This is a genomic window from Halobacillus sp. Nhm2S1 (assembly GCF_019599545.1).
Classification (GTDB): Bacteria; Bacillota; Bacilli; order Bacillales; family Halobacillaceae; genus Halobacillus.
This window is the reverse complement of the sequence record NZ_JAIEZV010000003.1, coordinates 641,628-667,939: the sequence shown is the minus strand read 5'-3', so window position 1 is coordinate 667,939 and position 26,312 is coordinate 641,628. Positions and strand designations below refer to the sequence as shown.

The 26,312-nt window shown below is 42.9% G+C and carries 24 protein-coding genes and 1 pseudogene; 19 read left to right on the top strand and 6 right to left on the bottom strand.

The genetic code is table 11. The features are described from left to right. Window positions 1-17 precede the first annotated feature (17 nt). Window positions 18-1,901, top strand: a complete 1,884-nt coding sequence (locus K2225_RS15280; RefSeq protein WP_220585501.1) for a sensor domain-containing diguanylate cyclase — start codon at window positions 18-20, stop codon at window positions 1,899-1,901. A 41-nt stretch (window positions 1,902-1,942) separates the two neighbouring features. On the opposite strand, the gene K2225_RS15275 is transcribed toward K2225_RS15280, so the two are convergent. Next, window positions 1,943-2,422 (bottom strand): GAF domain-containing protein, encoded by a 480-nt coding sequence (locus K2225_RS15275; protein WP_220585500.1) that lies wholly within the window; start codon window positions 2,420-2,422, stop codon window positions 1,943-1,945. A gap of 122 nt (window positions 2,423-2,544) precedes the next feature. Here K2225_RS15275 and refZ point away from each other — a divergent pair, with 122 nt between their 5' ends. Beyond that, complete coding sequence (gene refZ, locus K2225_RS15270) at window positions 2,545-3,144, top strand: forespore capture DNA-binding protein RefZ (RefSeq protein WP_146812560.1); 600 nt, start codon at window positions 2,545-2,547, stop codon at window positions 3,142-3,144. Here the strand turns inward: refZ and hisJ are convergent. Further along, window positions 3,134-3,937 (bottom strand): histidinol-phosphatase HisJ, encoded by an 804-nt coding sequence (gene hisJ, locus K2225_RS15265; protein ID WP_220585499.1) that lies wholly within the window; start codon window positions 3,935-3,937, stop codon window positions 3,134-3,136. The two genes, refZ and hisJ, sit on opposite strands and share 11 nt — an antisense overlap. Before the next feature lie 159 nt (window positions 3,938-4,096). Between hisJ and ezrA the strand changes: the two genes are divergently transcribed. The 5 genes from ezrA to K2225_RS15240 all read left to right on the top strand — a co-directional run bounded on the left by ezrA (window position 4,097) and on the right by K2225_RS15240 (window position 10,385). After that, window positions 4,097-5,788: a septation ring formation regulator EzrA gene (gene ezrA, locus K2225_RS15260; protein WP_220585498.1), complete on the top strand. Its 1,692-nt coding sequence runs from the start codon at window positions 4,097-4,099 to the stop codon at window positions 5,786-5,788. A 12-nt stretch (window positions 5,789-5,800) separates the two neighbouring features. Beyond that, the gene (locus tag K2225_RS15255) at window positions 5,801-6,133 is read left to right on the top strand and encodes a hypothetical protein (protein ID WP_220585497.1); all 333 of its coding nucleotides are present in this window, start codon (window positions 5,801-5,803) and stop codon (window positions 6,131-6,133) included. A gap of 119 nt (window positions 6,134-6,252) precedes the next feature. After that, window positions 6,253-7,392 (top strand): cysteine desulfurase family protein, encoded by a 1,140-nt coding sequence (locus K2225_RS15250; protein ID WP_220585496.1) that lies wholly within the window; start codon window positions 6,253-6,255, stop codon window positions 7,390-7,392. 5 nt (window positions 7,393-7,397) lie between these two features. Further along, entirely contained in the window at window positions 7,398-8,609 is a 1,212-nt protein-coding gene (thiI, locus tag K2225_RS15245; RefSeq protein ID WP_220585495.1) for a tRNA uracil 4-sulfurtransferase ThiI, read from the top strand. Window positions 8,610-8,795: 186 nt separating this feature from the next. Continuing rightward, window positions 8,796-10,385 (top strand): amidohydrolase, encoded by a 1,590-nt coding sequence (locus K2225_RS15240; RefSeq protein WP_220585494.1) that lies wholly within the window; start codon window positions 8,796-8,798, stop codon window positions 10,383-10,385. Window positions 10,386-11,051: 666 nt separating this feature from the next. Here K2225_RS15240 and K2225_RS15235 read toward each other — a convergent pair. Next, on the bottom strand, window positions 11,052-11,855 hold the full coding sequence (locus tag K2225_RS15235) for an NAD kinase (RefSeq protein WP_220585493.1): 804 nt from the start codon (window positions 11,853-11,855) through the stop codon (window positions 11,052-11,054). Window positions 11,856-12,105: 250 nt separating this feature from the next. Here K2225_RS15235 and K2225_RS15230 point away from each other — a divergent pair, with 250 nt between their 5' ends. From K2225_RS15230 to K2225_RS15215, 4 genes are all read left to right on the top strand, one after another. Further along, window positions 12,106-13,098 carry a class I SAM-dependent methyltransferase gene (locus K2225_RS15230; protein WP_220585492.1) on the top strand — a complete coding sequence of 331 codons (993 nt, stop codon included), beginning with the start codon at window positions 12,106-12,108 and terminating at the stop codon, window positions 13,096-13,098. 124 nt (window positions 13,099-13,222) lie between these two features. Continuing rightward, a complete protein-coding gene (locus K2225_RS15225) occupies window positions 13,223-14,413 on the top strand; it encodes an acetate kinase (RefSeq protein WP_220585491.1) in 1,191 nt (396 codons plus the stop codon). 92 nt (window positions 14,414-14,505) lie between these two features. Then, the gene (locus K2225_RS15220) at window positions 14,506-15,336 is read left to right on the top strand and encodes an EcsC family protein (protein WP_220585490.1); all 831 of its coding nucleotides are present in this window, start codon (window positions 14,506-14,508) and stop codon (window positions 15,334-15,336) included. After that, complete coding sequence (locus tag K2225_RS15215; protein WP_220585489.1) at window positions 15,337-15,849, top strand: MogA/MoaB family molybdenum cofactor biosynthesis protein; 513 nt, start codon at window positions 15,337-15,339, stop codon at window positions 15,847-15,849. A 24-nt stretch (window positions 15,850-15,873) separates the two neighbouring features. Here the strand turns inward: K2225_RS15215 and K2225_RS15210 are convergent, their stop codons facing one another. Then, a complete protein-coding gene (locus K2225_RS15210; protein ID WP_220585488.1) occupies window positions 15,874-16,338 on the bottom strand; it encodes a universal stress protein in 465 nt (154 codons plus the stop codon). A gap of 274 nt (window positions 16,339-16,612) precedes the next feature. Beyond that, on the bottom strand, window positions 16,613-17,923 hold the full coding sequence (locus tag K2225_RS15205) for a purine-cytosine permease family protein (protein WP_220585487.1): 1,311 nt from the start codon (window positions 17,921-17,923) through the stop codon (window positions 16,613-16,615). Window positions 17,924-18,010: 87 nt separating this feature from the next. Between K2225_RS15205 and K2225_RS15200 the strand changes: the two genes are divergently transcribed. Both K2225_RS15200 and ald read left to right on the top strand, forming a co-directional pair. Then, window positions 18,011-18,769: an SDR family oxidoreductase gene (locus K2225_RS15200; RefSeq protein ID WP_220585486.1), complete on the top strand. Its 759-nt coding sequence runs from the start codon at window positions 18,011-18,013 to the stop codon at window positions 18,767-18,769. A gap of 155 nt (window positions 18,770-18,924) precedes the next feature. Next, complete coding sequence (gene ald / locus K2225_RS15195) at window positions 18,925-20,043, top strand: alanine dehydrogenase (RefSeq protein WP_220585485.1); 1,119 nt, start codon at window positions 18,925-18,927, stop codon at window positions 20,041-20,043. 155 nt (window positions 20,044-20,198) lie between these two features. On the opposite strand, the pseudogene K2225_RS15190 reads toward ald, so the two are convergent. Beyond that, window positions 20,199-21,166 (bottom strand): annotated as a pseudogene (locus tag K2225_RS15190) (bile acid:sodium symporter family protein). Between the two features lie 223 nt (window positions 21,167-21,389). Here K2225_RS15190 and K2225_RS15185 point away from each other — a divergent pair. From K2225_RS15185 to K2225_RS15160, 6 genes are all read left to right on the top strand, one after another. Beyond that, a complete protein-coding gene (locus K2225_RS15185; RefSeq protein ID WP_220585484.1) occupies window positions 21,390-21,902 on the top strand; it encodes a DUF4178 domain-containing protein in 513 nt (170 codons plus the stop codon). 12 nt (window positions 21,903-21,914) lie between these two features. Continuing rightward, window positions 21,915-22,586: a PspA/IM30 family protein gene (locus K2225_RS15180; protein ID WP_146812577.1), complete on the top strand. Its 672-nt coding sequence runs from the start codon at window positions 21,915-21,917 to the stop codon at window positions 22,584-22,586. A 249-nt stretch (window positions 22,587-22,835) separates the two neighbouring features. After that, complete coding sequence (locus tag K2225_RS15175; protein ID WP_220585483.1) at window positions 22,836-23,504, top strand: DUF4247 domain-containing protein; 669 nt, start codon at window positions 22,836-22,838, stop codon at window positions 23,502-23,504. 14 nt (window positions 23,505-23,518) lie between these two features. Next, a complete protein-coding gene (locus K2225_RS15170; protein WP_160916238.1) occupies window positions 23,519-23,914 on the top strand; it encodes a DUF350 domain-containing protein in 396 nt (131 codons plus the stop codon). An 84-nt stretch (window positions 23,915-23,998) separates the two neighbouring features. Next, the gene (locus K2225_RS15165; protein WP_220585482.1) at window positions 23,999-25,546 is read left to right on the top strand and encodes a polyamine aminopropyltransferase; all 1,548 of its coding nucleotides are present in this window, start codon (window positions 23,999-24,001) and stop codon (window positions 25,544-25,546) included. A 29-nt stretch (window positions 25,547-25,575) separates the two neighbouring features. Beyond that, window positions 25,576-26,256 carry a metal-dependent hydrolase gene (locus K2225_RS15160; RefSeq protein ID WP_220585481.1) on the top strand — a complete coding sequence of 227 codons (681 nt, stop codon included), beginning with the start codon at window positions 25,576-25,578 and terminating at the stop codon, window positions 26,254-26,256. Window positions 26,257-26,312: the final 56 nt, after the last annotated feature.

Here is a 26,312-nt window from a genome sequence, read left to right as displayed (position 1 = left end):
GAAGATAGGTGAGTCGAATGATTGTCCAATCCCTCATAAAAAAGAGACTGGAAAAACTACAAAGTCTTTTGTTCGAATTTATGACTTCAGAATCACCCTATACGTTCGAACAGTTTGTTGTCAACCTGACTGATGAAATAAAAAGCTTTTCACATTCTTCTGTTTGTGCCATTTATTTACTGGATGAATGGAAAGGGCGCTTTCAACTTTATTCAAAGGGGGGAGCTGCTGAAGAATCATTGAGAATTCACTTTTCTTTGGATGATTTACATAACCAAAAGACAAGTGAACCTGACGTGCACCAGCTCATTGATGCAAAATCAGTCGGTTCCTCGTTAAGAATAACGTCCCTGTACTCTGAGGGTACCGTTTTTGGGTATCTAGTTTTGAAAGGGGCGTCTTCGGTGCAGATAGAGGATGGGTTCCTGGGTGCCATCGGTTTAGAGGTTACGAAATGCATAAAAAAGATCGAAGGCTTTTATATGTCCATGGAAGAAGAGAAAAAATACGAGTTGTTATATAAAGTAACTTCTCACTTTCATTCTTCGATCGATACAGATGGAGTCTTAATAGAAATCATTGAAACCTTAAGAAAAACCTATCCCGATTTTCAATACTATTTGCTGTTGTCGAATGATTATACGAAAGATAATGATCTGCCTGTCCGCGAGCTCACCTACGACATGGACCTTGAGTCAAGCGCAAGTACCCAGGCTTATTTAACAGGTGAAGTACAAATAGAAGATCATTTGGGTGAAAAGCGTTCCATTCTGTATGCTCCGCTTAAAGGGAAACAAGGCATATACGGTGTGTTAAAAGTAGTGACCCCGGATTATTTGTACTTTCCTAAAAAAGATGTTGAATTTTTTATTTTCATAGCAAATACAGCAGGGAAGGCTCTTGAAAATGCCCAACTTTATCAACAATCAAGAAAGTTAAACAGTGACCTGCAATTAATTAACTCCACCTCACAAAAGCTTAATTCCAATATGCGTTTAACTGAAAAGATTCGTTATATGGCTTATAAAATTCAACAGTCTTTTCATGCAGATGAAGTAGGTTTTGTGACGTATGAAGAGCTTTCAAGTCATAACGTTCTTGAGGGGAGTACGGAATACTTTACTTCTTCCGAATCAAGCGCTCTTGTGCATTATGTAATGGAATCCATATCTCATCAAGAAGGGCCGCTTTTCATAAGTGATTTGGAGGCGAAGCCGATCGACCATGTTCTGCAATATCGTTCTCTGATGGCTGTACCAATGAAAGATCATGAACATATCAGCGGTCTGGCTATCGTTCTCCATAAAGACCCGTATTTTTTTACGTTTGAGTCATTCAAGCTTCTACAGTCGCTGGTTGCCCACTCTACGCTGGCTTTTGCAAATTCAATTCTGAGAGAAGAGTTGGAGAAGGCGGTCATCACTGATTATCTAACGAAACTTCATTCCAGGGTTCATTTAGATCGGTGCGTGGAACAACATGTCAAGCATGATGAGAATGGCAGCTTGATTCTATTTGATATCGATAATTTTAAAAACATCAACGACACCTATGGCCACCAGGTGGGTGATGAAGTCATTTGTCAAGTGGCTGACATCATCAAAACCGTGATTGGTGATCAAGGTCTATCCGCACGGTGGGGAGGAGAAGAACTCGCTGTCTATATTCCCGTGCTTCCATCTGAAAAAGCCCATGATTTAACAGAAATAATCCGAGAAAAGATTGCGTTGTCAACTTCTCCTGCTGTAACCGTTTCATGCGGGATTGCTCCGTGGAGGTCAGAATGGCTCAGGCCGGACCGAAAGCAAATTGTCCAGCAAGCGGATCAAGCATTGTATAAAGCTAAAAGTTCTGGAAGAAACCGAATTGTAACCGCCCATCCAATTAAGGAGAAAGGCTAAAAGAAAGCCGCTGGAGTAAAAAACACTCCAACGGCTTTCTTTTAAATGTATTCTTGTAAAGTTTGGACAAATTCAACTAGTTTCTCTTCGTCCACTTCATCAAATCTTCCTTTGGAAGGGCTGTCGATATCCAGGACGCCGAAAATTTCATCATCTTTTACAATAGGTACGACAATTTCAGATTGGCTGGCAGCGTCACAAGCAATATGACCAGGAAACGCGTGGACATCTTCAATGCGCTGAACTTTTTTTTCGGCTACGGCTGTACCGCAAACCCCTTTGCCAGATGGGATCCGGACACAAGCGGGAAGACCTTGAAATGGACCGAGAACAAGCTGGCTCTCTTTCCACAGGTAGAAGCCGACCCAATTGACATCATCTAGGAACTGGTTGAGAAGGGAAGATGCATTGGACAAGTTTGCGATTTGATCTGGCTCGTCCTCGATGAGAGCTTTTAATTGTTTGATGACCAGATCGTATTTTTCATTTTTTGTACCTGTATAAGAAGTGGATTGGAACATGAATATACCTCCTAAGCTTATAATATTCGACAAAGAACAGAATTTTCTGTCGGTATTTGATGGACGATTGCAAGCAGGAAATCCAACAAATGTAGAGAATCTTTTCCTGAGGGGGAAAAATAATGAGCCGACCAAACGTAACGCGTGACAAAGTGTTAGATGTAGCCTGCCGCCTTTTCTACAGCCAAGGTTTCAATGGAACATCTGTCCGAGATATCGCGAAGGCAGCTAATGTTAATGTCTCGTTGATCCATTACTACTTTAAGAGTAAACAAGGCCTTTTTGAATCACTCGCCGTCAGCTATTTCGAGCCTTATCTTGAAATGCTGGAAAACGAGGAACCCTCAGAAGGCGAATATCGTCTAAATCAATTAGTGAAAAAAATTCTACATTATAAACAGTCAAATTATCAACTATCTTGTTTATTAAATAGGGAGCTTACGTTGAACACAACGTTTGCACGAGAGATGCTCGTCACTTACTTGGCGAAAGAGAACCATTTACTTACTCAAATCCTTTTCGATAAAAACTCCCATATTGATGTCACTTTTAAAGAAAAATTATGCCTGCTTCAATTGAAAGGACTATTAAATGCTCCGTTCATGATGCCACATGAGTTTAAAGATCCATTTATTACAGACGCTTCTCTCAACCACTTTGTAGAAATGTATAGTGGACTAATGAACGATCACCGCTCCGTCCAAGAGCTTGCTAAAGCTTGAGAATCCGGTGGTCGATCGAACTGTATCCTTGACCTAGCCCTGATGCTGTGTGAGCGTCAGAACCATAAATTAAAGGAATACCCATGGAAGAGGCTTGTCTTGCCATTTGTAATGGAGGGTAAGTCTCTTTGCAATGTTCCTTCACTACTCCTGCACCGTTATAATCAAGGGTAAATCCATGATTTTGAACGAGTTCAAGGAACGAATGAGCCTGCTTTTCCCAATTTTTCGGTGCGGGATAGAGGTGTTGGAATTTCTTCACAAGCGTCATATGACCGACACGGGTTGGTTTGTAATCGCCTAAATCACGCAGTACCGATTGAGTGAGCGTATCGTAGTAGGCTTGGTAAAGCCGCTCCACTCCACCGAAATCATGGATCGCATCCTTATACATATCGGGACTGTAGTCGATGCAGTACCAATGGCTTGGTCCCTTTAAGAAGTGAACGGATAGGATGCTGTCATCAAGAGAGGGGCCATAGGTATTTAGAAAGCTTTCCACCTCTTTTTCATACCCTTCGATATAATCTACTTCAAATCCTTTCTGAATCTGAATTTCCTTTTTGTATTCTGCTTTTAGCTGGTCGATTTCTTTTAAATATTCTTCCACTTGTTGAAAAGACATCCCGCTGTCCTTTTCTGGAACGGGATCTTCAAATGAGGAAGGAAGCGGCGCGTGCTCTGTAAATGTCATGGAATGATACCCGCGTTTTATGGCGTGTTCAATGTAACTTTTCAGGGTGTCTGAAGAGCCGTGGGGGCAATAAGGTGTATGGATGTGACCATCAATCATAGTCGTCTCTCCTTTGCGCTTGAAATTTTTGTCAATATGATAATAAATTTGAAATATTTTAGCCAAAAGGATGTTTTACATGGTATCATTATAAACAACTAAATCACAATTCGGAACGTAATACATCCGTATGGCACGTTTATTGTAAGGAGGCTGTTTATGAAGTACGTCATCGGGGCTATTTTACTACTCATCGCATTGTTCATCATAGGGCTGATTTGGCGGAAAAAGGTCTATGATGAAGTGGATCGCCTGGAAGGTTGGAAAATGGATATCATGAACCGACGCGTCACTGAAGAGTTATCCAAAGTGAAAAGTTTAAACCTTTCTGGTGAGACTCAGGAAAAGTTCGAAGCGTGGCGGGCTCGCTGGGATCAAATATTGACAAAAGAGCTGCCTGAGCTTGAGGAAGACCTTTTCGATGCAGAAGAAGCGGCGGATCGCTATCGTTTTAAACGAGTGAAAGTCGTCTTGGCAAACACCGAGAAAAAGTTAGTAGCCATTGAGGAAGACATCAAAATGATGCTCCAAGAGTTGGAAGACCTCCTTGATTCTGAAAAGCAAAGCCGTTTGGAAATTGAATCGATGGAGCCGGAATTGAAAGAGCTTACCAAACTTCTTATTCAAAACCGTCATCAATACGGCAAAGCTGTCCGCGTTTTTGAGCAAAGAGTGAGTGAATTGAAGGACAAGCTCCACGAATATGAACAATTAACTGAGCAAGGGGATTACATTGAAGCCAATACTCTTGTGCAAACGATACGTCAAGAGACTACTCAATTGCAGGAGGATGTCCAGCATTTTCCTGATCGATTGAAACAAGTGAAGATTGAATTACCTGAACAGTTGAAAGAGCTGAAAAACGGTGTAGAAGAGATGAAGTCGGAAGGTTACCGTATCTCTCATTTTGATTTCCTTCCAGAGTTACATAATTATGAACGGTCTCTGGAGGAAATGCTCGTTCAAATGGAGCAGGGGGATCAATCAGGAATTGAAGAAGCATTGGCAGAAATACAGACAAGAATTCAGGAAATGTATCAGCTGCTGGAAAGTGAAGCGGTGGCACATCATTATGTAGAAAAGCAATTTGTACCGCTTAAAGCTCAGTTGGATGAGTTGGAATATGTTTTGGCAGACACGGAACGGGAACTGGAGGAAATACAACAGACGTATCAAGTAGAGGAAGGACATTTGGAGTCTCACCGAAGCTTGAAGAAGTGGTTGAATCAAATGCGTAAACGCGTAACAAGCCTTGATTTCAGACGAGCAGATGGTGAAACTTCCTATGCCCTTCTCCGCGAAGAGGTTGAAGATACGGAGAAACAATTGCAAGAGCTTGAAGAACAACATGGATATTTCCAAGAGCGTGTCCAAAACCTCAGGAAAGATGAACGAGAAGCCAAGCAGAAATTAACGAAGATGGAAAGCCTTCTTTTGGATACTCATCGTAGATTAAAAAGAAGCAATATTCCTGGTATTCCTACGTCGATCTATGAAGATATGAAAGCAGCAAGTCATAAAGTAGATGAGGTGTTCCAGAGTCTTGAAGCCCAGCCGCTCGATATGGCTGTGGTCAACGAAAAATTGGATGAAGCTATGGAAATGACAGAGCAGTTGAGTCACGATGCTGAAAAGGTTATGGAAACAGCTCAGCTTGCAGAACGCGTGATTCAATGCGGCAATCGTTATAGAAGCAAGTATCCAATCTTAGCAGCTAAACTCCTTGAGGCGGAGGAAAAGTTCAGGTCTTATCATTATGAACAAGCGTTAAACCTCGCTACAGAGGCCATTAAAGAAGTGGATCCGTCTGCACTTTCCAAAATTGACAAAGAGGAAGAAGTCCTCGTTTAGGAAGTGTTTCATTTGAAAAAACGAATTATGGTTGGATTGATTTCGGGAACCGCTATCATATGGGGGATTGTCCTTAGTTTGATCGTTCTGAGCCCAGATGCTACGGTTTTCGATAGTAAAGAGCATGGCTTAATCAGGTCCTTCGATACAGAGGGTAAAAGCTTGAATCATTCACTAGCCGCTGGATTTTTTGAAAGAAACATGGGAGTAGAAAATGAGGTTTCAACGATCATTGGAGACAGAGCATTGACGGAAGACTGGATTAACGATGTTCGTGAAGACGGAAAACTCAGCATCGATACCCTCCTTGATTCTCTTGAACTAAATAAGAATGATAATAGTTAAGATGTAGAGCACCTGCGTAAGGCAGGTGCTTTTTATTGTTCATGGAGCAAGTGTTTCATTTGCCTTCGTGTTATGATAAAATAATGAGCTGCAATTCGAAAAAAAAGGAGTCAGAGCCCATGATTTACCTAGATAATAGTGCCACTACTCATCCGCACCATGAAGTGTTGGAGAGTTTTCAAAAAGTTGCGGACCAATATTTTGCCAATCCCTCATCCGTTCACCGTTTTGGGAGCGAAGCTGAACGTTTATTGGATCGATCAAGGAAACAAGCGGCCCAGCTATTAAATGTTGACTCTCAGGAAGTGGTTTTTACCTCAGGGGGAACGGAAGGAAATAATATGGCTATTAAAGGGATTGCGCTTCAACACCAAACAAGAGGGAAGCATTTGATTACGACTGTAATTGAGCACCCTTCTGTGATGGAAGCATTCAAGGCACTGGAAACATTGGGTTTTGAAGTCACTTATATAAATGTTGATCAGAACGGGAAAGTTAACCCCGAAGATATAAAACAAGCGTTACGAGACGATACGATTCTTGTCAGTGTGATGAGTGTGAACAATGAGCTTGGTACTATTCAGCCCGTGCAAAGAATCGGAGAAATACTCAAGGCTTATCCTAAAGTCTTCTTCCATGTCGATCATGTTCAAGGGTTAGGTAAAATAGACCTCTCCGTTAAAGATTGGGGCATTGACCTTTGCACTCTCTCCGGACATAAGATTCATGGATTGAAAGGGACAGGGGCTCTACTCATGCAAAGGCACGTGCGTATTTTCCCTCTGTTGCATGGAGGAAGCCAGGAATCAGAAGTCAGAGCTGGAACAGAAAATCTACCTGGAACGGTAGCGTTTGTAAAAGCCCTCCGTCTTCTCCATGAGAATCGGGAACAAAAAGTAAACCATTTAAGTACCATGAGAACGATGTTATGGAAAGGACTTATGCTGCGGGATTATAGTAAAATCAACTCACCGCAGGATGGAGCTCCTCATATCATAAACTTTTCCATTCCAGGATTTAAACCTGAAGTTATTATTCACGCCCTCGGGGAAGAAGGGATTTTCATTTCCACCAAATCGGCTTGTTCTTCCAAACAGCCGGACGTGAGTGCTGTACTCAAGGCATGTAACTTGGATTATGAGCGGACGACTTCTGCTTTGCGCGTCAGTCTTTCTGCATGGAATGAAAAAGAGGAAATGGATCTATTCCTGAAAAAGTTAGATCAAACCGTTGAAAACTTACAAGCGACGATGGGGTGAGCATAATGAATTTTGATCGGATTTTGATTCGATATGGTGAAATGGCGTTAAAAGGGAAAAACAGACGGGCATTTGAACAAAAACTGCAAAGTAACATTGCTATAAAGTTGAGAAAGTACCCAAACACAACGATTAAAAAGACACAAGGGCGCATGTTTGTCCTGTTGAACGGGGAAGATCCTCATGAAGTTATGAAAGAATGCCAGGAAGTATTCGGCATCCATAGCTTGAGTTTCGCTGTGAAAGTGGAAAAAGAAGAAGAGCAAATGAAAGAAGCTGTTATGCTGGCGTTCCGTGATGCAATGAATGCCAGCACATTCAAAATATCATCAAAACGAACAGACAAAACATTTCCTATTCCTTCTCAGGAGCTTAATCCTTTATTAGGTGGACATATCCTCCGTCAAACGGAAGATGTCAAGGTCGATGTGCACCACCCTGATGTGGAAATAAAAGTCGAAGTTCGACATGAAGGGTGTTATGTGACGGCACAGGATTACCGAGGAGCAGGCGGGCTTCCTGTTGGTACCACAGGGAAGAGCTTATTGATGCTTTCAGGAGGAATTGATAGTCCTGTCGCCGGTTATTTGACTATGAAACGTGGAGTCGAAATTGAAGCGATTCATTTCCATTCCCCACCATATACTAGCGAGCGGGCAAAGCAAAAAGTCATCGACCTTGCCCAGGCCCTATCCAAATATGGTTCAAAGGTAAAGATTCATGTCATTCCATTCACAGAAATCCAGCAGAAGATCCATCGTGAAATGCCAGAAGGATACAGCATGACCATTATGCGCCGAATGATGATGCGGATCAGTGAGCAGGTAGCTGCGCAAAATGACCTTCTTTCCATTACGACAGGTGAAAGTCTTGGACAAGTAGCCAGTCAGACGATGGAGAGTATGAATACAATTAATGAAGTCACAAACTACCCAATCATCCGGCCGCTTGTTTCTATGGACAAGTTAGAGATCATCGATATTTCCAGGAAAATTGGAACGTATGAGATTTCTATACGCCCTTTTGAAGATTGCTGTACAGTATTTGTGCCGAAAGCACCGAAGACAAAACCGACACGAAAAAATGCCAATTATTATGAATCCAATTCAGATTTTACCCGTGATATTGATAAAGCGTTGGAAGAATCCTATATCATTGAAGTCTCCCCTGACCATCAATCGGGACAACAAGACGATGAATTCGATGATTTACTCTAGATGATTTACCCTCTGGCCCGATAGCCAGAGGTTTTTTATTGTCCAGAAAATAAATGGAATGCAGAATGATGACACCTCGCTACCTGAAAGGAGAGATTTTCCCTTGTCTTTTAATGGCTAGTACTTCATTTCTGTACCTATATAGATTAAGGTATAGATAAAAGGAAGAAAGAGGGAGTGTTTATAGTGAAGCTTTGGTATGGTGGGAAAATATATACGATGAAAAAAGAAGGAGAATGGGTGGAAGCGGTCGTGACTGCAGAGGGAAAGGTGAAAGCAGTTGGTGATACCCAGCTTTTATATCAAACCTACAAAGATCAAATTACGGAAGAACACGATTTAAAAGGGGCTGTCATGTACCCTGGATTTACGGATAGTCATTTGCATATTATCGGCCACGGGGAGCGCTTGATGAGGCTTGACCTTTCGTTTATGAAGTCTGCAGAAGAAGTGAAACAGGCCTTACAACAGCACGCAGAACAACTTCCAGCGGGAGAATGGATTATCGGAGACGGATGGAATGAAAATCAATGGGAAGAAAAACGCATTATACATAAAGATGAGCTTGATGAGATTTCATCCGAACACCCGATGATGCTGACGAGGGTGTGTCGACATGCCCTTCTAGCCAACACAAAAGCGATGACCATGGCCGGGATTGAAGCAGACACCGAAGACCCACAAGGTGGGGTGATTGTAAGGGACGAGCGAGGAGAAGCGACAGGTTACTTCCATGACCAGGCACAGGAACTAATTAAAGATGCCATGCCTGAAGTGACACCTGAATATTTGAGAAAAGCTACGGACTTAGCCGTTAAGGACATGCATTCTTTTGGCCTTGTAGGCGGCCATAGTGAAGACTTAAACTACTACGGGGGTTTCAGAAAAACTTTTGACGCTTTTCTACATGTGATTGATGGGGTAAAAACAAAATTTCGTGCCCATCTTCTTATTCATCATGGCGTCATTGAACAGGTAGATCAAGAAAAACTAGGGTTCAAAAAAGGAACAAATTTTGTGGAATTAGGGGCCTTGAAAATTTTCTCTGATGGAGCTTTAGGAGGTAGAACGGCATGGTTAAAAGATGCATATGCAGATGACCCGGAAAACCATGGAGTGGCTATCCACACAAATGAAGAGCTTGATCAACTTGTAAAAGAAGCAAGGAAAAGGGACATGCCGGTAGCGGTCCACGCTATTGGTGACGGGGCTGTCGAAGCGGTTGCCAACGCCATCGCATCTAATCCCCTAAAGAACGGAGAACGGGATCGGATTATTCATGCACAGATTCTAAGCCCTGGATTAATTCATCAATTGCAGCGTTTAAATATCGTCTTGGATATCCAGCCGACATTCGTTGCTTCTGACTTTCCATGGGTCATTGAACGTCTAGGGAATTTAAGGTTGAAGAATTCCTACTCCTGGAAAACGTTGCTTGATGCAGGAATTAAGTGTGCCGGGGGATCTGACGCCCCCATCGAAGAAATTAATCCTCTGCTTGGTATCCGGGCAGCTGTAGACCGAAGGGCATCTTACGATCACGCTGTCTATCAATCCGAAGAGAAGCTTACCGTTTATGAAGCCATATCCCTTTATACAAAGGGGAGTGCTCAAGCCATTCACAAGGAGGATGAGCAGGGGATGATTCAGGAAGGCTTCCTTGCAGATTTCACTGTATTGGATAGGGATCTCTTTGCCTTGAAGTCCCATGAACTGGCAGATGCAACGGTTACCATGACCGTTGTAGACGAAGAAATCGTCTACCAACGCTCTTGATATCTTAACATTACTAGTTATTCAACAATCTGGCAGGATTGTTGAATACTCGATTTCGTGACTTTCATGGGAGCTTAGGGGCTCCGGGAAAAGGTTCGCTTTCCGTGGGCGAGTGATGAGCCTCCTCGAGCTAACACTCTGCGGGGTCTCATCTACCACGCACTTCCCACAGGAGTCTCACCGTTTCCCTCCGCCCCTTTGCCATAAAGAGGTTCTCGAAATCCATCTAACAAATTGACAAGTTCTGTAGTGAAAACCCGCTCAGGCACGCCGTTAAAGAGTTGTTTTAATCAAAGATTCCACACGAATAAGCGTGGAAGCAGGGTCTGGGAAACGTCCGCATGAAAAGCGAATGGAGACACGAACGTGTGTGTTTTTCTACTGTCTGATCCAAACCACTGCAAATTGTCGTTTCCCTGACCCCGTATCCATGGCCAGGGAGGGTCCTTCATTATTTCAACCAGGCCAGGCTTCCTTTAAGGGAGCGCGGTATATGCTCACCGCACTCCGTCGGAAAGCGAGTTATTCCCCGCAGCCCCCCACCCGCTCAACAAAAGTCTCGAAACTGAGTCTTCAAGTAAAGGGAGCTTATGTATAATAAGTATTTTTTTATGAAAAAGGAACTTCCAATGTGCTGGAAGTTCCTTTTTCAGGTGTTGGGTATTTTTAGAGAAACGTACGTTTAACGCGGTCCCAGTACGTATTGTTTTTAAGTTTGACGGTCTTAATGACATTTTCACTAAGATTGATCGTGACGTCATGAATATTACGAATGGAAAAGGCTTCGTTATCCATGCCGATAATCGGATAGTCATTACCATCTTGGCGGACTTTCAGCTTCAATGATCGTTCTCCACTCAAGATAAAGGAGGAACCGAGTGTGCGGTAGCGGTTGTTGTTAAGAGATGCGAGCTCACTGATCTGGAAACATGGAAGTTTTGGATCCACGACTGCGCCGTTGATGGATTTATTGTAAGCGGTGCTCCCAGTAGGGGTGGCGATGATTAACCCATCTCCGCGGAAAGTTTCAAAATGCAAGTCGTCGATGTGGACATCAATCACAATGGATTTGATCAACGTCGAGCGTACACTGCATTCGTTTAAACACATGAAGGTGGATTCATCATTAATGGTGGTTTCAATAACTGGGAAACGGCGTACTTCCACTTCAGAATTCTTCATCGCATCAATCATTTCATCGTGGTCATCAATATCGAAGTCACAGTAAAGCCCTGCTTCATGACCGGTTCTAATTCCTACATAAAGGCAGTCCTGTCGGAACCCCGATTTGCGGACAGCCTGCAAGAAGGTGCCATCGCCCCCTACAGCGATGATGATGTTGGCATCTGTGGAATCCTCAACGATATGGAAATCGTTGTCTCTGGCGAGTTGGAATAAGGACTCCAATTTATCATTTAATTCTTCGGTTTGCTGATAAAAAAAGTATAAATTTCTTCGTTGGTCGTTCATCTAGCATCCTCCTCTTATGTATAGCTTGATGTCATTTTATCATTTCATTCTTGAAACCGCACACAATTTTCAAACAAATCGGGAAAGTTTAACATTGTTGAATTGAAGGGTGGAATTCGATATGGTGGGTATAGACGAAAACGTAAACGAAGGTTGGCGCATCATGTTTGATTCAAACAGCTGCGCCAATTTCTTTTGAGATGGTCCTATAAAGTTTACCAAGCATGATTTTATTTGAAGGAGAATGATTATGAAGCAGGAACAAGTGGAAAAACTATTTCAATGGATCGATGATACTTCAACGGTAATATCTGAAGACTTGAATATTACCTATTTAGAAGCGATTGCAGAAACAATGGATGTCCTGTTCAATGGCCAGCCATTTGATGACATGGGAGAGGCTTTGCAGACATTTCTAACGAATGAACTGTTAAAGGTAAAAAAAGAAGAGTTTGAAAAAGAAGAAATAAGAAAAGCGGTTCAACTGGCCATTCTCAAGGGTATGAAGGGAGCTACTCAGCAGCAACATTTGATCACACCAGATTCTGTCGCCATGTTCATGGGTTACCTGGCTTCCAAATTGTTTGAAGGGGAAGAAAGCCTGAAACTCTTCGATCCGGCTTCAGGAAGCGCAAATTTAATGACTTCCGTTATGAACCAGCTGGATATGACGCTGCAAGCATATGCCAGTGAAGTAGACCCTACCCTTATTCAGCTTGCCGTTGCGAATGCCAACTTGCAAAAAAATGAAATTGAATTCTTCCACCAGGACAGCCTGGCTCCGTTCTTAATGGAGCCTGTCGATTTTGTACTGGCTGATCTTCCTGTCGGATATTATCCGGATGACGCTCAAGCAGCAAGATATAAGCTTAAAGCGGATGAAGGCTTGTCGTATGCTCACCACCTGTTTATTGAGCAGGGATTGAATTATACAAAAGAAGGCGGCTTCCTTATGTTTATTGTGCCGAACTTCCTTTTTGAAAGTGAGCAGTCTAAGGCGCTGAATGAATTCTTACGTGAGCATGCTCACATCGTGGGAATGCTGCAGCTTTCCGATAGCTTATTTAAAGATGAAAAGCATGGAAAGAGCATCTTGATTTTACAGAAAAAAGGTCAAGAAACGAAAGCACCTAAGCAAGCATTGTTGGCCAAGCTTCCTTCCTTTAAGAATCCGAATGGAATGGCGGATATCCTTGCTCAGATGAACCAATGGTTTGATGAATATAAAAGAACGCAATTGTGAGAAAATAACGAATATAACAAGTAAACGTTATCATAGCTCAGCGACCTTGAAATCGATGATAACGGGTGATTAAATAGTAGTGGTAGAAAATTACGAACCTATATTTTTAAGGGGATGAGCAACGTTGAGTAATAAAATTCTTGCTATAAATGCAGGTAGTTCATCACTGAAATTCCAACTGATTGAAATGCCTGAAGAAACTGTAATTACCAAAGGTCTAGTCGAGCGTATCGGCTTGAATGATGCTGTATTTACCATTGAATTCAATGATGAAAAAGATGAAACCGTAACAGATATCCCTGATCATGGAGAAGCTGTAAAAATGCTTCTTGATAAATTGACTGCGAATGGAATCATCGACTCTCTTGATGAGATCAATGGTGTGGGTCACCGTGTCGTTCACGGAGGCGAGCGCTTCAGCGAATCTGTACTCATCACGGATGAAGTTATCCAAGAAATCGAGGAAGTATCCGACTTGGCTCCATTGCATAACCCTGCAAACTTAACTGGAATCAACGCTTTCCGTGAAGTGCTTCCGAATGTCCCTCACGTAGCGGTATTTGATACGGCGTTCCACCAGTCCATGCCAGAACAGTCTTACCTGTACAGCCTGCCATATGAGTATTATGAAGACTATGGCATCCGTAAGTATGGTTTCCATGGTACTTCCCACAAGTATGTTTCAGAACGTGCTGCTGAGATGTTGGGACGTCCAGTGGAAGAACTTCGACTTCTATCCTGCCACCTAGGGAATGGTGCTAGTATTGCAGCCATCGAAGGCGGCAAGTCCATTGACACATCTATGGGCTTCACACCACTTGCTGGGGTTACCATGGGGACGCGCTCTGGTAACATCGACCCTGCATTGATTCCATTCATCATGGAGAAGACAGGTAAAACAGCGAATGAAGTCATGAATGTATTGAACAAAGAAAGTGGTATGCTTGCACTTTCTGGTTTCTCCAGTGACTTGAGAGATATCGAAAAGCGTGCCGAAGATGGAGATGAGCGTGCCGAGCTTGCTCTTGAAGTCTTTGCCGCTCGTATTCACAAATATATCGGTTCTTATGCTGCACGTATGCACGGAATCGATGGAATTATCTTTACAGCTGGTGTCGGTGAAAACAGTGTGGCTATGCGTGAACGTGTCCTGAAGGGACTTGAGTTCATGGGCGTGTACTGGGACCCTGCTCTTAACAAAGTTCGTGGAAAAGAAGCATTTGTAAACTACCCTCACTCCCCAGTGAAGGTCATGATTATTCCAACCAACGAAGAAGTCATGATTGCTCGTGACACCGTTGAAAAAGGACTATAAAAGGAAAAGCAATCGCACCCAGGTGCGATTGCTTTTTTTTGAGCTTTCAGTCTACAATATATGGTAAGGAACAAAGACGAGGAGGGAACGCTTTGTCACACCAACGAATACGTACGGAACTAAAAACATGGTTGGAGCAATACCAGCAATATCAGCCGAATGATTTTGAAATGGTTTATGATCATTGGGTTCAACAAAGTTTGACGAATGTGGATCCTCAAGTGAAAAAAGCATTTTTCTCAAAATTAGATGCCTGGTTTTTTCATACCCATGCTTTTTTACAGGGAACCTCTTATCAATACGAGGCCAGAGAACGGATACTAACGGTGGGGAGAATTTTTTCCAATCAGATTGAAAAAATTGAAGATATGGAGAAAGAGTTGACCGTAGAACAGTTAACCTACATAGCTGAGCAGCAGATGGCCAGGGGGCGTCTTTATTCATTTGCCCAGGGTGGCTTGACAGGGGCCGGCGGCTGGCTTTTCCTCGGGATGGATTACCCTCTGATGATGCTTATGAATATAAGAGCGATACAGCTGATTGGTTTAACATTTGGCCATGAAATGAACCATCCTTATGAAATGATGATTTCCCTCAAAGTATTTCATGCTGCTACCTTACCGAAAAGACTAAAAGCGAGTGCTTGGAACGAGTTAATTGAAGAAGTGAAGAAGAAAGAACACCCTTTCATCTTTGCGGGGGAGGATCAATTGACAGATGAAGGTTGGATGGAACAACCCATGAAACAGTGTTTTAAATCCTTATTCATCCTCATGTTCAGAAAGAAGCTCGTTCAAGGTCTACCATTCATCAGTATCGCGATAGGAGCTTACTCGAACTACCATTTAACAAAACAGGTGACAGAGTTTGCCATGAAGTTTTATCAATACCGTCACATAATGAACAAGGAAGGAGTGTCTTGATTGGCTGTTGAAGAACATAAAGCAAGAGGAAATGATTCCGTTTCCTGCCTTGTGCTCACCGTGAGCGACACACGCACAGAAGAAACCGACAAAAGTGGTAAGTTGATGATCGAAAAGCTTACGAATACAGGACACACGGTAAGGAAGTACCATATTGTGAAAGATGAACAAAGTCAAATTCGTGACTATACGAAGCGAGGGGTGGACGATCCCGACATCGATGCGATTTTAATAAACGGCGGTACAGGGGTTGCCCAACGGGATATAACGATTGAAGTGATTGAAGAGATGCTTGAGAAAGAGATGCCTGGCTTTGGAGAAATTTTTAGAATGCTTAGTTACACAGAGGATATCGGATCTGCGGCGATCTTGTCACGGGCCATTGCTGGTGTAACTGGACGAACGGCTATATTTTCTACACCGGGCTCTTCGGGCGCCGTAAAGCTCGCGATGGATCGATTGATACTTCCTGAACTTCCACACATTGTCGGAGAACTGAATAAAGACAAATAAAAGAACCCCGGGTCCGGGGCTCTTTTATTTATTTTCTTTTTCTTTTGCATCATCCGGGCGAACTACAAGCACATCGCAGGTCGCGTATCTTGTGATATGTTCGGATACACTACCGATAAAGAAACGTTCCATCGCATTTAAGCCTGTTGCGCCGCAAATAATAAGGTCAGCATTATATTTCGGAGCGACATCTTTAGCAATTTTCACTTTTGGGGAACCGTATTCAATATCAACAACTACGTTCTTCACACCGGCTTTTTCTGCTTTTTCCTGGTAGTCATTTAATAATTCGGTCGCATATTGTTCGGCGCGGATTGCAAGGGAACGATCATAGGCTTCTACGGTTGCAAAGGCTCGTGTATCCACCACGTGAGCTAGTACCAGCTTCGCCTCATTTCGGTTCGCAATGTCAATGGCTTTATTAAAGGCCACTTCTGCCGTAACGGAGCCGTCGACTGCCACAACAATATCCTTATATTCAAAAGTCATGCTGGATGCCTCCTCTCTTTTCTATATCTTTATTATATCATGCCTGATTATTGGATAGACGCGCATTTGACGCATAATTATAACAATTTTGAGAAAACTAAACAGGGAGGTGGTACACGTGAAGAAACCGAAGAATCCAATCGAGAGAGAAAAAGATATGGAGCAGGAACAACAACTTATGCAGTCGATCAATGAAAGTTACCAATCCGGCAATAAGAAAAAAGACTCCCGTTAATAAAAGCCCCAACAGCTTTATGCTGTTGGGGTAATTAAGTTATCTTCTCTTTATAAAGATAGGGTATATTGTGAAAATGACTAAGAATGTTGAAAAACCTGGTGACCATGCATCAGGAAGAAGGAAATAAAGTACACTTCCTGTCAAAATCGCTCCCATAGCTAAGATGTTCACGTATCGTGGTTTCGTTAATAAAGACAAATCTTCTTCGTTTAAACGTGTTCTTTTTACAATGAGGTAATCACTGCAAATCACAGCTGAGATAGGAATGATTAATCCACCAAGCATAGAAATAAAAGATTCTGCTTCATTTACAAGAGCAGGGAAACCGCTGAGCATCACACCTACTGCACCGAACACAACAGCGGCTTGAACTCTAGAAAGTTTTGGGAAGGTATTCAAAAGGCTGAACCCACCTGTATAAGCATTACTGACATTAATGCTGATCATGGAAATAATGGCTGTCCCTGTAATAATCGCTATAAGAAGCGGAGAATTCGTCAAGGCAGTGGATGATACATACGGGTTAATATCGTGAAACAGATAAGCAGAAGCAGACCCGATGACCGCTGTAATGAAAAAGCCAATCCCATTACCAATCAGTAGTCCATAAAACCCGTGAGCAGGGGATTTTGCATACCTCGTCATATCCGCTGATGCACTTACGCCTGATACATACTGAACAAACGCAAGGCTTGCAAAAAATAACATGGACGAGAATGACCCTTCCATCCCTCCATCATGAAGCATCATCAGTGAACCGGGGGTTTGATTTGTAGTAAAGTAAACATACAAGATCGTTGCTTCACCGATGAGTAATAAAGGTAAAAAATAGCTCATGGTTTGTTTTACCGCATCAAAACCAACAATCGCAAGTGCCACCATGAGTATGGAAAGCGGAATAGAGTAGACCCAAAATGGAAGATCTATCCCGGTCAGACGTAAGATTAGTTGCTGGATGACATAAGTTCCACCGATGGTTTGTACACTAAACCAATAAAGGGAAGTGAGGCTCCGGATCGGGGCGGATAAAAATCGGGTACCATTTACTCCGAGAATTGTACGCAGTGCATATTGAGCCGGGATGCCAAGTCGGGCACCTGGTAAGGATAAGAAGGATACTAGTAAGAAGCCGAGAAGTGCTCCGATGATCGTGGAGATGACCCCTGCCCAGAAGGAAAGTCCTCCTTCCAAGACAGCCAATGCGGGAACGAGGAAGTTGCCTGCATTGGCAGCTATGGCAATCTGTATGAAAGCAAAGCGGTACCAAGGGGTGTCCCGTTTTTCAGCGGGAACAGCCTCTAAACCATAATGTTCAATCATTTGTTTCCGGGGAGCATAAGCTCTCAAGACATTCACGTCCTTTCTGACCCAATCATTGTACAGAAAGGCGACCTAAGTGTAAATAAAAATAGAGACTTAAGGAGGTTTTAAAAGATGAGGCATGCACTGATTACAGCTGGCACCAAAGGGCTCGGGAGGAAGGTAGCCGAGCATATGCTGAAACAAAATCATTCCATTACTGTTACATATAGAAGTGATGAAGCTAAAGCCCTTTCTTTGCTCGACGATTTCCCTGAAGATCAAGACAGAATTCAAATTATAAAGGCTGACATGACAAAGAAGGAAGAGATCCATTACCTTACAGAAAAAACTTTGAAGCGCTTTGGTAGAGTAGATTTTTTAATTAATAATGCAGGTCCCTATATCTTTGAAAGAAAAAAATTAATGGACTACACAGAAGAGGAATGGAATTCGATGATTCGAGGAAATCTTGATGCGGTATTTCACCTTATGAAAGCCATTGTTCCTCAGATGAGAAAACAAAACTTCGGTAGGATCATCAACTACGGCTTCCAAGGGGCGCAATCGGCTTCAGGGTGGATCTATCGTTCTGCTTTTGCAGCAGCAAAAGTTGGTCTTGTATCCCTGACTAAAACCATTGCTTATGAAGAAGCAGAATATGGCATCACATCAAATATGATCTGTCCGGGAAACATAACAGGAGAGTGGAAGGAATCTTGCATTGAAGTGAGTAGAAAAAGTAGAGATGAAGAAACTCCGATCGGCCGCCCGGGGACGGGGGAAGATGTAGCAAGAACCATCGATTTTTTATGTCAGGAAGATTCAGATATGATCACAGCTACGATTTATGAAGTCACCGGCGGATTGGACGTTATCCACAGGCACCGGTAAGGAATAAGGAAGTGGTCGAATTTTGGATGTTCTTCATCCTATAGAAAACATTTGGTACAATGAAAGGGCTTTCTTTTCTTATTTTTGAAGACTTGCAAGATAAACATTACTAGAAGAAGTAAATTTCATGTATAGAATAAGGAGGATGGGCTGCGGTGAAAATAGGAGTACCAAGAGAAGTGAAAAACAATGAGAATCGTATAGCGATGACGCCTGCAGGGGTGGTCAGCTTAACCAATGCAGGGCATGAAGTATTTGTAGAAACCAGTGCAGGACTAGGTTCAGGATTCACCGATGAGCAGTACAGGGAAGCTGGTGCTTCAATCGTTAGTTCAGCTCAGGAAGCATGGAGTCAGGAAATGGTGATGAAAGTAAAAGAACCTCTTCCGGAAGAGTACGGATATTTTTATGAAGGATTGATCTTATTTACTTACTTGCACTTGGCTCCGGAACCGGAATTGACGAAAGCTCTTGTAAGTAAGAAGGTTATTTCAATTGCCTATGAGACCGTTCAAGTGCCGAGTGGATCTCTTCCGCTTTTGACCCCGATGAGTGAAGTAGCAGGAAGAATGGCCTCCCAAATCGGTGCTCAATACCTTGAAAAATCAAAAGGTGGAAAAGGAATTCTATTAGGGGGGATCCCTGGTGTAAGACGCGGAAGAGTCACCGTGATCGGTGGAGGCGTTGTAGGAACGAATGCAGCCAAAATTGCCATGGGTCTTGGAGCGGATGTCACCATCATTGACCTCAATCCTGAGCGTTTACGTCAACTTGATGATATTTTTGGTTCTGATATCAACACGTTAATGTCGAACCCGCTAAATATTCAAGAGGCCTTGGAGGAATCTGATCTTGTCATTGGAGCCGTTCTTATTCCAGGAGCTAAAGCGCCAAGTCTCGTTACAGAAGATATGGTCAAATCCATGAAAGAAGGATCTGTCATTGTTGATGTTGCCATCGACCAAGGCGGCATTTTCGAAACGACCGATCGAATTACCACTCATGATGATCCTACTTATGAAAAGCATGGGGTTCTCCACTATGCGGTAGCTAACATGCCGGGCGCTGTACCGAGGACCTCCACCATCGGGTTAACGAACGTTACGGTTCCTTACGCTCTTCAGTTAGCGAATAAAGGATATAAGAGGGCCTGTCAGGAAAATGAGGCACTTTATAAGGGCCTTAACACGCTTGAAGGACATGTGACCTACAAAGCGGTTGCTGAAGCTCAAGGTCTTGAATATACAGATGCCAATCAACTTTTTAATAAATAGAGAAATGTAAAAAAAAGCGCGGACTCCACGTCCACGCTTTTTTCATAACTTCTAAACCATCCCTGATCCCTAGCTCAGTGTTGAACTATGTCTATCAGAAAACCTGAGTGTTGGACAATCGGGAGTTTTTTGAATATTAATCTTTAACGTTGTTTTTAGGCAGATTTGATGTGATTCTGTTTTGTATCTTTTATGTCAGTATCCTTCTGTTTTCTAAAGATGGTAGCAATGATGGGGCCGGAAATATTGTGCCAAACACTGAAAATAGCACTGGGTACAGCAGCGAGCGGGTTAAAGTGTACAGCTGCAAGTGACGCTCCAAGACCTGAGTTTTGCATACCAACTTCAATGGAAATCGCTCGTTGTTTGGCCGGTTCCATATGGAACAGCTTTCCTAAACCGTAGCCAGCTAGATAACCAAGGATGTTGTGAACGACAACAATCGCGAATATAGCTGCCCCCGTCTTGGCGATTTGAGATTGATTGACACTTACGACTGCAGCGACAATGGCTACAATGCTGATCACTGATATAAGCGGTAGAGCCTTCACCGTTGCTTGTATTCTTTTCTTGAAAATGGCTTGGACGATCAAACCTAGTATAATCGGTACAAGAACCACTTTAACAATGGAGACAAAAAGGGCCCCTGCTGAAACCGGGAGCCACTGACTGGCGAATACCCAAACGAGTAAAGGGGTGAAAATAGGCGCCAGCAGAGTCGATACGGCTGTAATAGAAACGGAAAGAGCCGTGTCACCTTTGGAAAGGTAAGTCATAACATTGGAGGAAGTTCCACCCGGACAACATCCTACAAGAATGACACCTACCGCTACTTCTGGTGAGACAGGAAGGATAGTCACTAATAGAAAAGCGAGAAGCGGCATGAGCGTAAACTGTGCTCCCACACCTATGGCTACACCTTTCGGCCTTTTGAATACCTCCTGGAAGTCTTGTTTAGATAGAGTCAGCCCCATTCCAAACATGATAATTCCCAATAAGGGAACAATATAGGGGGCAATCCATGTGAATCCTCCTGGAAGATAAAAAGATAAGGCCGCAAAAGGAGAACCCAGATAGCGAAAGTGCTGCCTGCAAATTGACTTACTTTTTCTAATGTTTTCATCATATTCAACTCCTTATGTAGAAAGATATTTTCTGATTATACGCTCTTTTCAGAAAAAACAAAGGTGATTGACTCAGAAAAAAATGAAAAAAATCACGATATGGCCAAGAATTTGAGATTCTTTAAGTTCCTGCGTAAAATAAAAAGAAAAAGGTGAAACCTTTTAAGAACGAGACACGTACATACAGGTACACAGGGTCACAGTTGAAGGAGAGGTGAAGATTTGGGTTTCTTTTCTAGATTGTTTTCAAAAAGTGAAAAGCAGGCACCAGAAGTAAAAGAACGGACACCGTTGAATATCCAAGTCGGTGACATTGTCACATACGATCTTGTGGATTATGAAGTTGTAGGGAAAATCACGTATCGTGACGGTGGTTATGAGTGGTTCTCATATCAGCTATTAGAAGGTAATCAAACGAAGTGGCTGGCTGCTGAAATGGATGATGAGCTTGAATTAGGGGTATATGAGACGGTCAAACTTCCCGTATCTCTACCCTTCCCTGAAAAACTCGAATACGAGGGTCAAACCTTCTTTAAAGATGAAGAAGGGGAAGCACGCGTAACGGGAGAGGGGAGAAGTACAAACATTAATGGCCGGACGTCCCGTTATGCAGAGTATATGTCTGAAGATGAAAAGACGTATCTAAGCCTTGAATCATGGGGCAGTGAAGTAGAAGCGAGTGTTGGGTATGAGATCGAAGCCTATGAAATCAAAATTTTGGCAGGTTCAAAATAAGGAGGAAGAAAAATGTTTAAATTTTTTAATCGTGTAAAAACAGTCGTAGGTTCAGAGTTGAACGCCATGTTGGATAAAGCAGAAGACCCTGTGAAAATGCTTGATCAATTCATGCGTGATATGGAGAATGACATCCGCGAAGCTGAAAGTGCGGTAGCGAAGCAGATCGCGAATGAAAAGATGTTGAAACGAAAATACGATGACTCTCAGGCCCTTGTAGATAAGCGCATGAAGCAAGCTGAAAAAGCCATTGAGGCTGGAAATGAAGATTTGGCCCGCCGTGCCCTCGAAGACAAGAAGAACCATCAGGACCAGGCGGACCAATTCAAGGCTTCTTGGGAGCGTGCTCAACAGGATGCGAACAACCTTCGTCAAAAACTAGACGAAATGAAAAAAGAATATCAGGAAATGAAGCTGAAGAAAGATTCCTTAAAAGCGCGTGCCGAGTCCGCGAAAACGCGCACGAAGATGAACCGCACGATGTCTAACATTGGTGGGGATCAGTCCCGACAAGGTTTTGAGCGTATGGAAGAAAAAGTCATGCACTATGAAGCAGAGGCTGAAACGAGTGAGGATATGTCTTCTCAAAGCCGCTCCTTAGACGATGAATTCGAAGACTTAGATAACAAAGACAGTGTTGATAATGAGTTAGAAGAATTGAAGAGAAAGATGAACAAAGAGTAATCTCTGGTCCATGATTCGTGCCTGGCCAAGTGGTCAGGCACGGCTGTTTTATGGCCTGGGATTTTAACAAAGTCCGAGATACGGATGGGATTTTCCAAAATAGCGACATCCGGCTCCGGTGCCCGGTCTTCATGATATAAGCCATTCGGCTTGCAAAGGGGAAGTTTATCTTCTTACGGCCGTTTGATTAGGCGTGTGTTGACTCCGGGGCGTCCCTTGAGCCTTTGTTCTGTGGAAGGAGGATGTGTGTTGAAAGATTATGCAGGGATCATAGTCGTAGGAATCATTGCCTTTTTCTTATTGTTTAATGTATTTGGCGGAGATGACCAAAGAGGAATGTCAGGTTCTTATACCGAAGATACATATGGTGAATTGCCTTCGGAACCCGATCGGTCAAAAATTTTAAGTGGAATTGAAAATTCGGAAGAGGACGATATCGATTCATTGATTGAGGATCATTTCCCTCTATTGGATACGGTCCGATCCGAACAGGGGATCTCGAAAATTTATATGACAAGAGAACTGACGTTAAAAGAGGTGTCAGATTCTTTGTCCTCAGCGATACCTCCAGAAGAAATAAGTGAAAGGCAGGAAAATAAGCAGGCTCTCATTTATCCAGATCATTTTGTTATCCTACAGGAAAGTACGGAGGAGCCCGGGGTCATTACGATTGAACTTGCATCCGATAATTTTGTGAGGAACCATTATTCTCCGGGTTTCTTCAGTGGTTTATTTTTAGGGTCTATTCTTAACCGTTCTTTGGGGTCGAATGATTGGTATGAGCGCCGAAGGGCAAATTGCCAGCAGACAGGGAACTGTTATGGTGGATATGGGATGTACGGGAATTATAATTCAGGTGGAACCACTTCTATGAGAGGGTCCTCAACTCGCGGCGGCGGCCCTGGTACAGGAAAATAAAGGAGGTTATCATTATGGAACCATTTTTGGCTACGTTAGGCTATTTTGTGATGGCTGTTGTGATTGTTGTAATTGGTTTAGTTATCTTTGAGTGGTTAACCAGACAGTATAAGGATTGGGAAGAGGTAAAGCAGGGGAATCAGGCAGTGGCGATGTCGATTGCTGGAAAAATCATAGGAATCTGTATTGTTCTATCATTCGCCATTTATCATAGTTTCACTGTATGGGATACGTTAATTTGGGGAGCGTACGGAGTTGTCCTCCAAATGATTGCCTACCTTTTATTTGAATTGTTCACACGTAAGTTTTCTGTGGAAACGAAATTGAAGGAAAATAATACAGCGGTCGGAATCATTACGATGGGTGTCTCGATTGGTTTAGCCTTTGTAATCGGTGCGTCCATTACATAACGGCCAGAAAATATTTGAGAGAAGCCACTATGAATCATTCTCATAGTGGCTTTTTAACATACAAGTTTAAGTGGAGTGAACAAAGTGGAAGCGAATATTAGAAAAAGTCATTTTATATACTGGGCCTCAGGCATTGTTTCCATATGCGGGATTATCTTTGAAGTTTTATTTGGTGCGCTTGGCTCTTATATTCTCGGTGATGGTGTAAAGCAGTACACGTTAACGATCAGTTTGTTCCTTACCGGCATGGGGATTGGTGCTAGTATAAGTGAGAGAGTGATGAAGCAGCTGATTGTCACGTTCATCTGGATTGAATTCATGGTGGCCCTAATTGGAGGCTTTTCAAGCTTCACGATGTTTGGGATGACGGCTTTTGCTCCTGCAGGAACGGATGCCCTGTTCCTATACTTGGTCACATTTACTATAGGAGCCTTGACTGGTCTTGAACTGCCGATCCTGATTAGAAAGGCCAATGAAATAGGTGTGGAGCTCAACCGAAGCACGGCCAGGGTGCTATTTTCTGATTATGCAGGTGGATTGATTGGTGGGCTGCTTTTCGCTTTTTATCTCAGGCCGCAAATGGGCATGGTGAAAAGTGCATTCTTTGTGGCTTGTATTAATTTAGCCGTCGCTGTTTTAGTCTTGTATTTATTTCGCTCTGAAATTAAGCGTTTCTCTATCCATCTGACAGGAGCCATCCTAATCGGGGCACTTCTTATTGGTGGATTATTTTTCGGTGAAGAAATGGCCTTCTCTTTCGAACAAAAGCTCTATAAAGATCCAATCATTCATATGGAAGAAAGCGCTTATCAACGAATCGTACTTACAAAAGAGCAAGGGGATACACGCCTCTATTTAAACGGGTCCTTGCAGTTCAGTTCAACAGATGAACATCGCTATCATGAAACACTTGTCCATCCTCCTGTAGCTTCTTCTGATAAGCAGGACCATGTACTGATCCTTGGGGGAGGAGATGGGATTGCTGCGAAAGAGCTATTAAAGTATCAGGAAATCAAGAAGATTACGCTCGTGGACCTTGATCCTGCTGTCACAAATCTTGCAAGGTCCAATTTTCATCTGCTGCAAGTGAATAAGGGAGCGCTAGATGATCCTAAGGTCAGTGTAATGAATAAAGACGCGTTCGAGTTTCTGGAAAATGCGGATCAATTGTATGATGTGATCATCATCGACCTTCCTGATCCGAACAACGAAAGTCTGAACAAACTCTACACACGGGAGTTCTATTCTTTAGTGAGAAACCATTTATCTCCTGGAGGGGCAGTAATGATCCAAGCGACAAGTCCCCTCTTTGCGACAGAGGTTTACTGGACGATTGATAAAACGGTAGCCTCTACAGGTTTGTACACGGAGAATTTCCATGTAGATGTTCCGAGCTTTGGGAATTGGGGGTTCATTATGGCCTCGAGGGAACCGCTCGAGGTCGAGGATATCCAGTTTACGGTGGAAACTAAATTTCTGACAGAGGAAGTTTTCCAATCGATGACAGTGTTTGGAAAAGATGAAGATGGGGAAATCTTGAATGGTGAAGGCCAAGTGGTCAAAATGGAACCCAATACCCTTATCAATCCACATCTCATTCAAAAGTATGAAGAAGCTTGGCGGAACTATTAAATTAGCAATCGATAAAAGGAGTGTTATGGATGAAAGTTTCTTATCATGGTCACGCTGTAGTGAAAGTTGAAGCCAATGGAAAAACCATTCTTTTTGATCCGTTCATTTCAGACAATGGGAATACAGATCTGGATGCAGATCAAGTGAAAGCGGATGTAATTTTACTTACTCATGGTCACAACGATCACGTTGGGGATACTTTTGAGATTGCAAAAAGAAATGATGCTCAGGTTATCGCTCCGTTCGAGTTAGCTACTTACCTTGGAAATAAAGGCTTGAATGCTCACCCAATGTATATTGGTGGAGGTCACGAATTTGATTTTGGACAGGTGAAATTCACCCAGGCTTTTCACGGTTCTTCTTATCAGGAAGAGGATGGAACAATCGTGTACACAGGGATGCCTACGGGTATTTTACTGACGATTGATGGAAAAACCATATACCATGCCGGAGACACTGGTTTGTTCTCGGATATGAAGATGATCGGGGAACGGAATGACATTGACCTTGCTTTCCTCCCTATTGGTGACAATTTCACGATGGGACCTTCTGATGCGCTCGTTGCTGCTGAGTGGCTCCAAGCGAAACAGGTCGTGCCTGTCCACTACAACACCTTTGATTTAATAGCTCAGGACGGGGATGCATTTGCCCAAGAAGTGAAATCAGGTAAAGGTACGGCATTAAAGCCGGGAGAATCCATCGAGCTTTAAGCCTGCAATATTCAAAGCCGTTTGTCTACTCAATGACAAACGGCTTTTTCTGAAAC

Coding starts and splice junctions, on each gene's coding strand:
- K2225_RS15170 (WP_160916238.1), top strand. CDS start 23,519: ATGGAACCATTTTTGGCTACGTTAGGCTATTTTGTGATGGCTGTTGTG.
- K2225_RS15235 (WP_220585493.1), bottom strand. CDS start 11,855: ATGAACGACCAACGAAGAAATTTATACTTTTTTTATCAGCAAACCGAA.
- K2225_RS15275 (WP_220585500.1), bottom strand. CDS start 2,422: ATGTTCCAATCCACTTCTTATACAGGTACAAAAAATGAAAAATACGAT.
- K2225_RS15160 (WP_220585481.1), top strand. CDS start 25,576: ATGAAAGTTTCTTATCATGGTCACGCTGTAGTGAAAGTTGAAGCCAAT.
- refZ (WP_146812560.1), top strand. CDS start 2,545: ATGAGCCGACCAAACGTAACGCGTGACAAAGTGTTAGATGTAGCCTGC.
- ezrA (WP_220585498.1), top strand. CDS start 4,097: ATGAAGTACGTCATCGGGGCTATTTTACTACTCATCGCATTGTTCATC.
- K2225_RS15230 (WP_220585492.1), top strand. CDS start 12,106: ATGAAGCAGGAACAAGTGGAAAAACTATTTCAATGGATCGATGATACT.
- K2225_RS15210 (WP_220585488.1), bottom strand. CDS start 16,338: ATGACTTTTGAATATAAGGATATTGTTGTGGCAGTCGACGGCTCCGTT.
- K2225_RS15200 (WP_220585486.1), top strand. CDS start 18,011: ATGAGGCATGCACTGATTACAGCTGGCACCAAAGGGCTCGGGAGGAAG.
- hisJ (WP_220585499.1), bottom strand. CDS start 3,937: ATGATTGATGGTCACATCCATACACCTTATTGCCCCCACGGCTCTTCA.
- thiI (WP_220585495.1), top strand. CDS start 7,398: ATGAATTTTGATCGGATTTTGATTCGATATGGTGAAATGGCGTTAAAA.
- K2225_RS15180 (WP_146812577.1), top strand. CDS start 21,915: ATGTTTAAATTTTTTAATCGTGTAAAAACAGTCGTAGGTTCAGAGTTG.
- K2225_RS15280 (WP_220585501.1), top strand. CDS start 18: ATGATTGTCCAATCCCTCATAAAAAAGAGACTGGAAAAACTACAAAGT.
- K2225_RS15250 (WP_220585496.1), top strand. CDS start 6,253: ATGATTTACCTAGATAATAGTGCCACTACTCATCCGCACCATGAAGTG.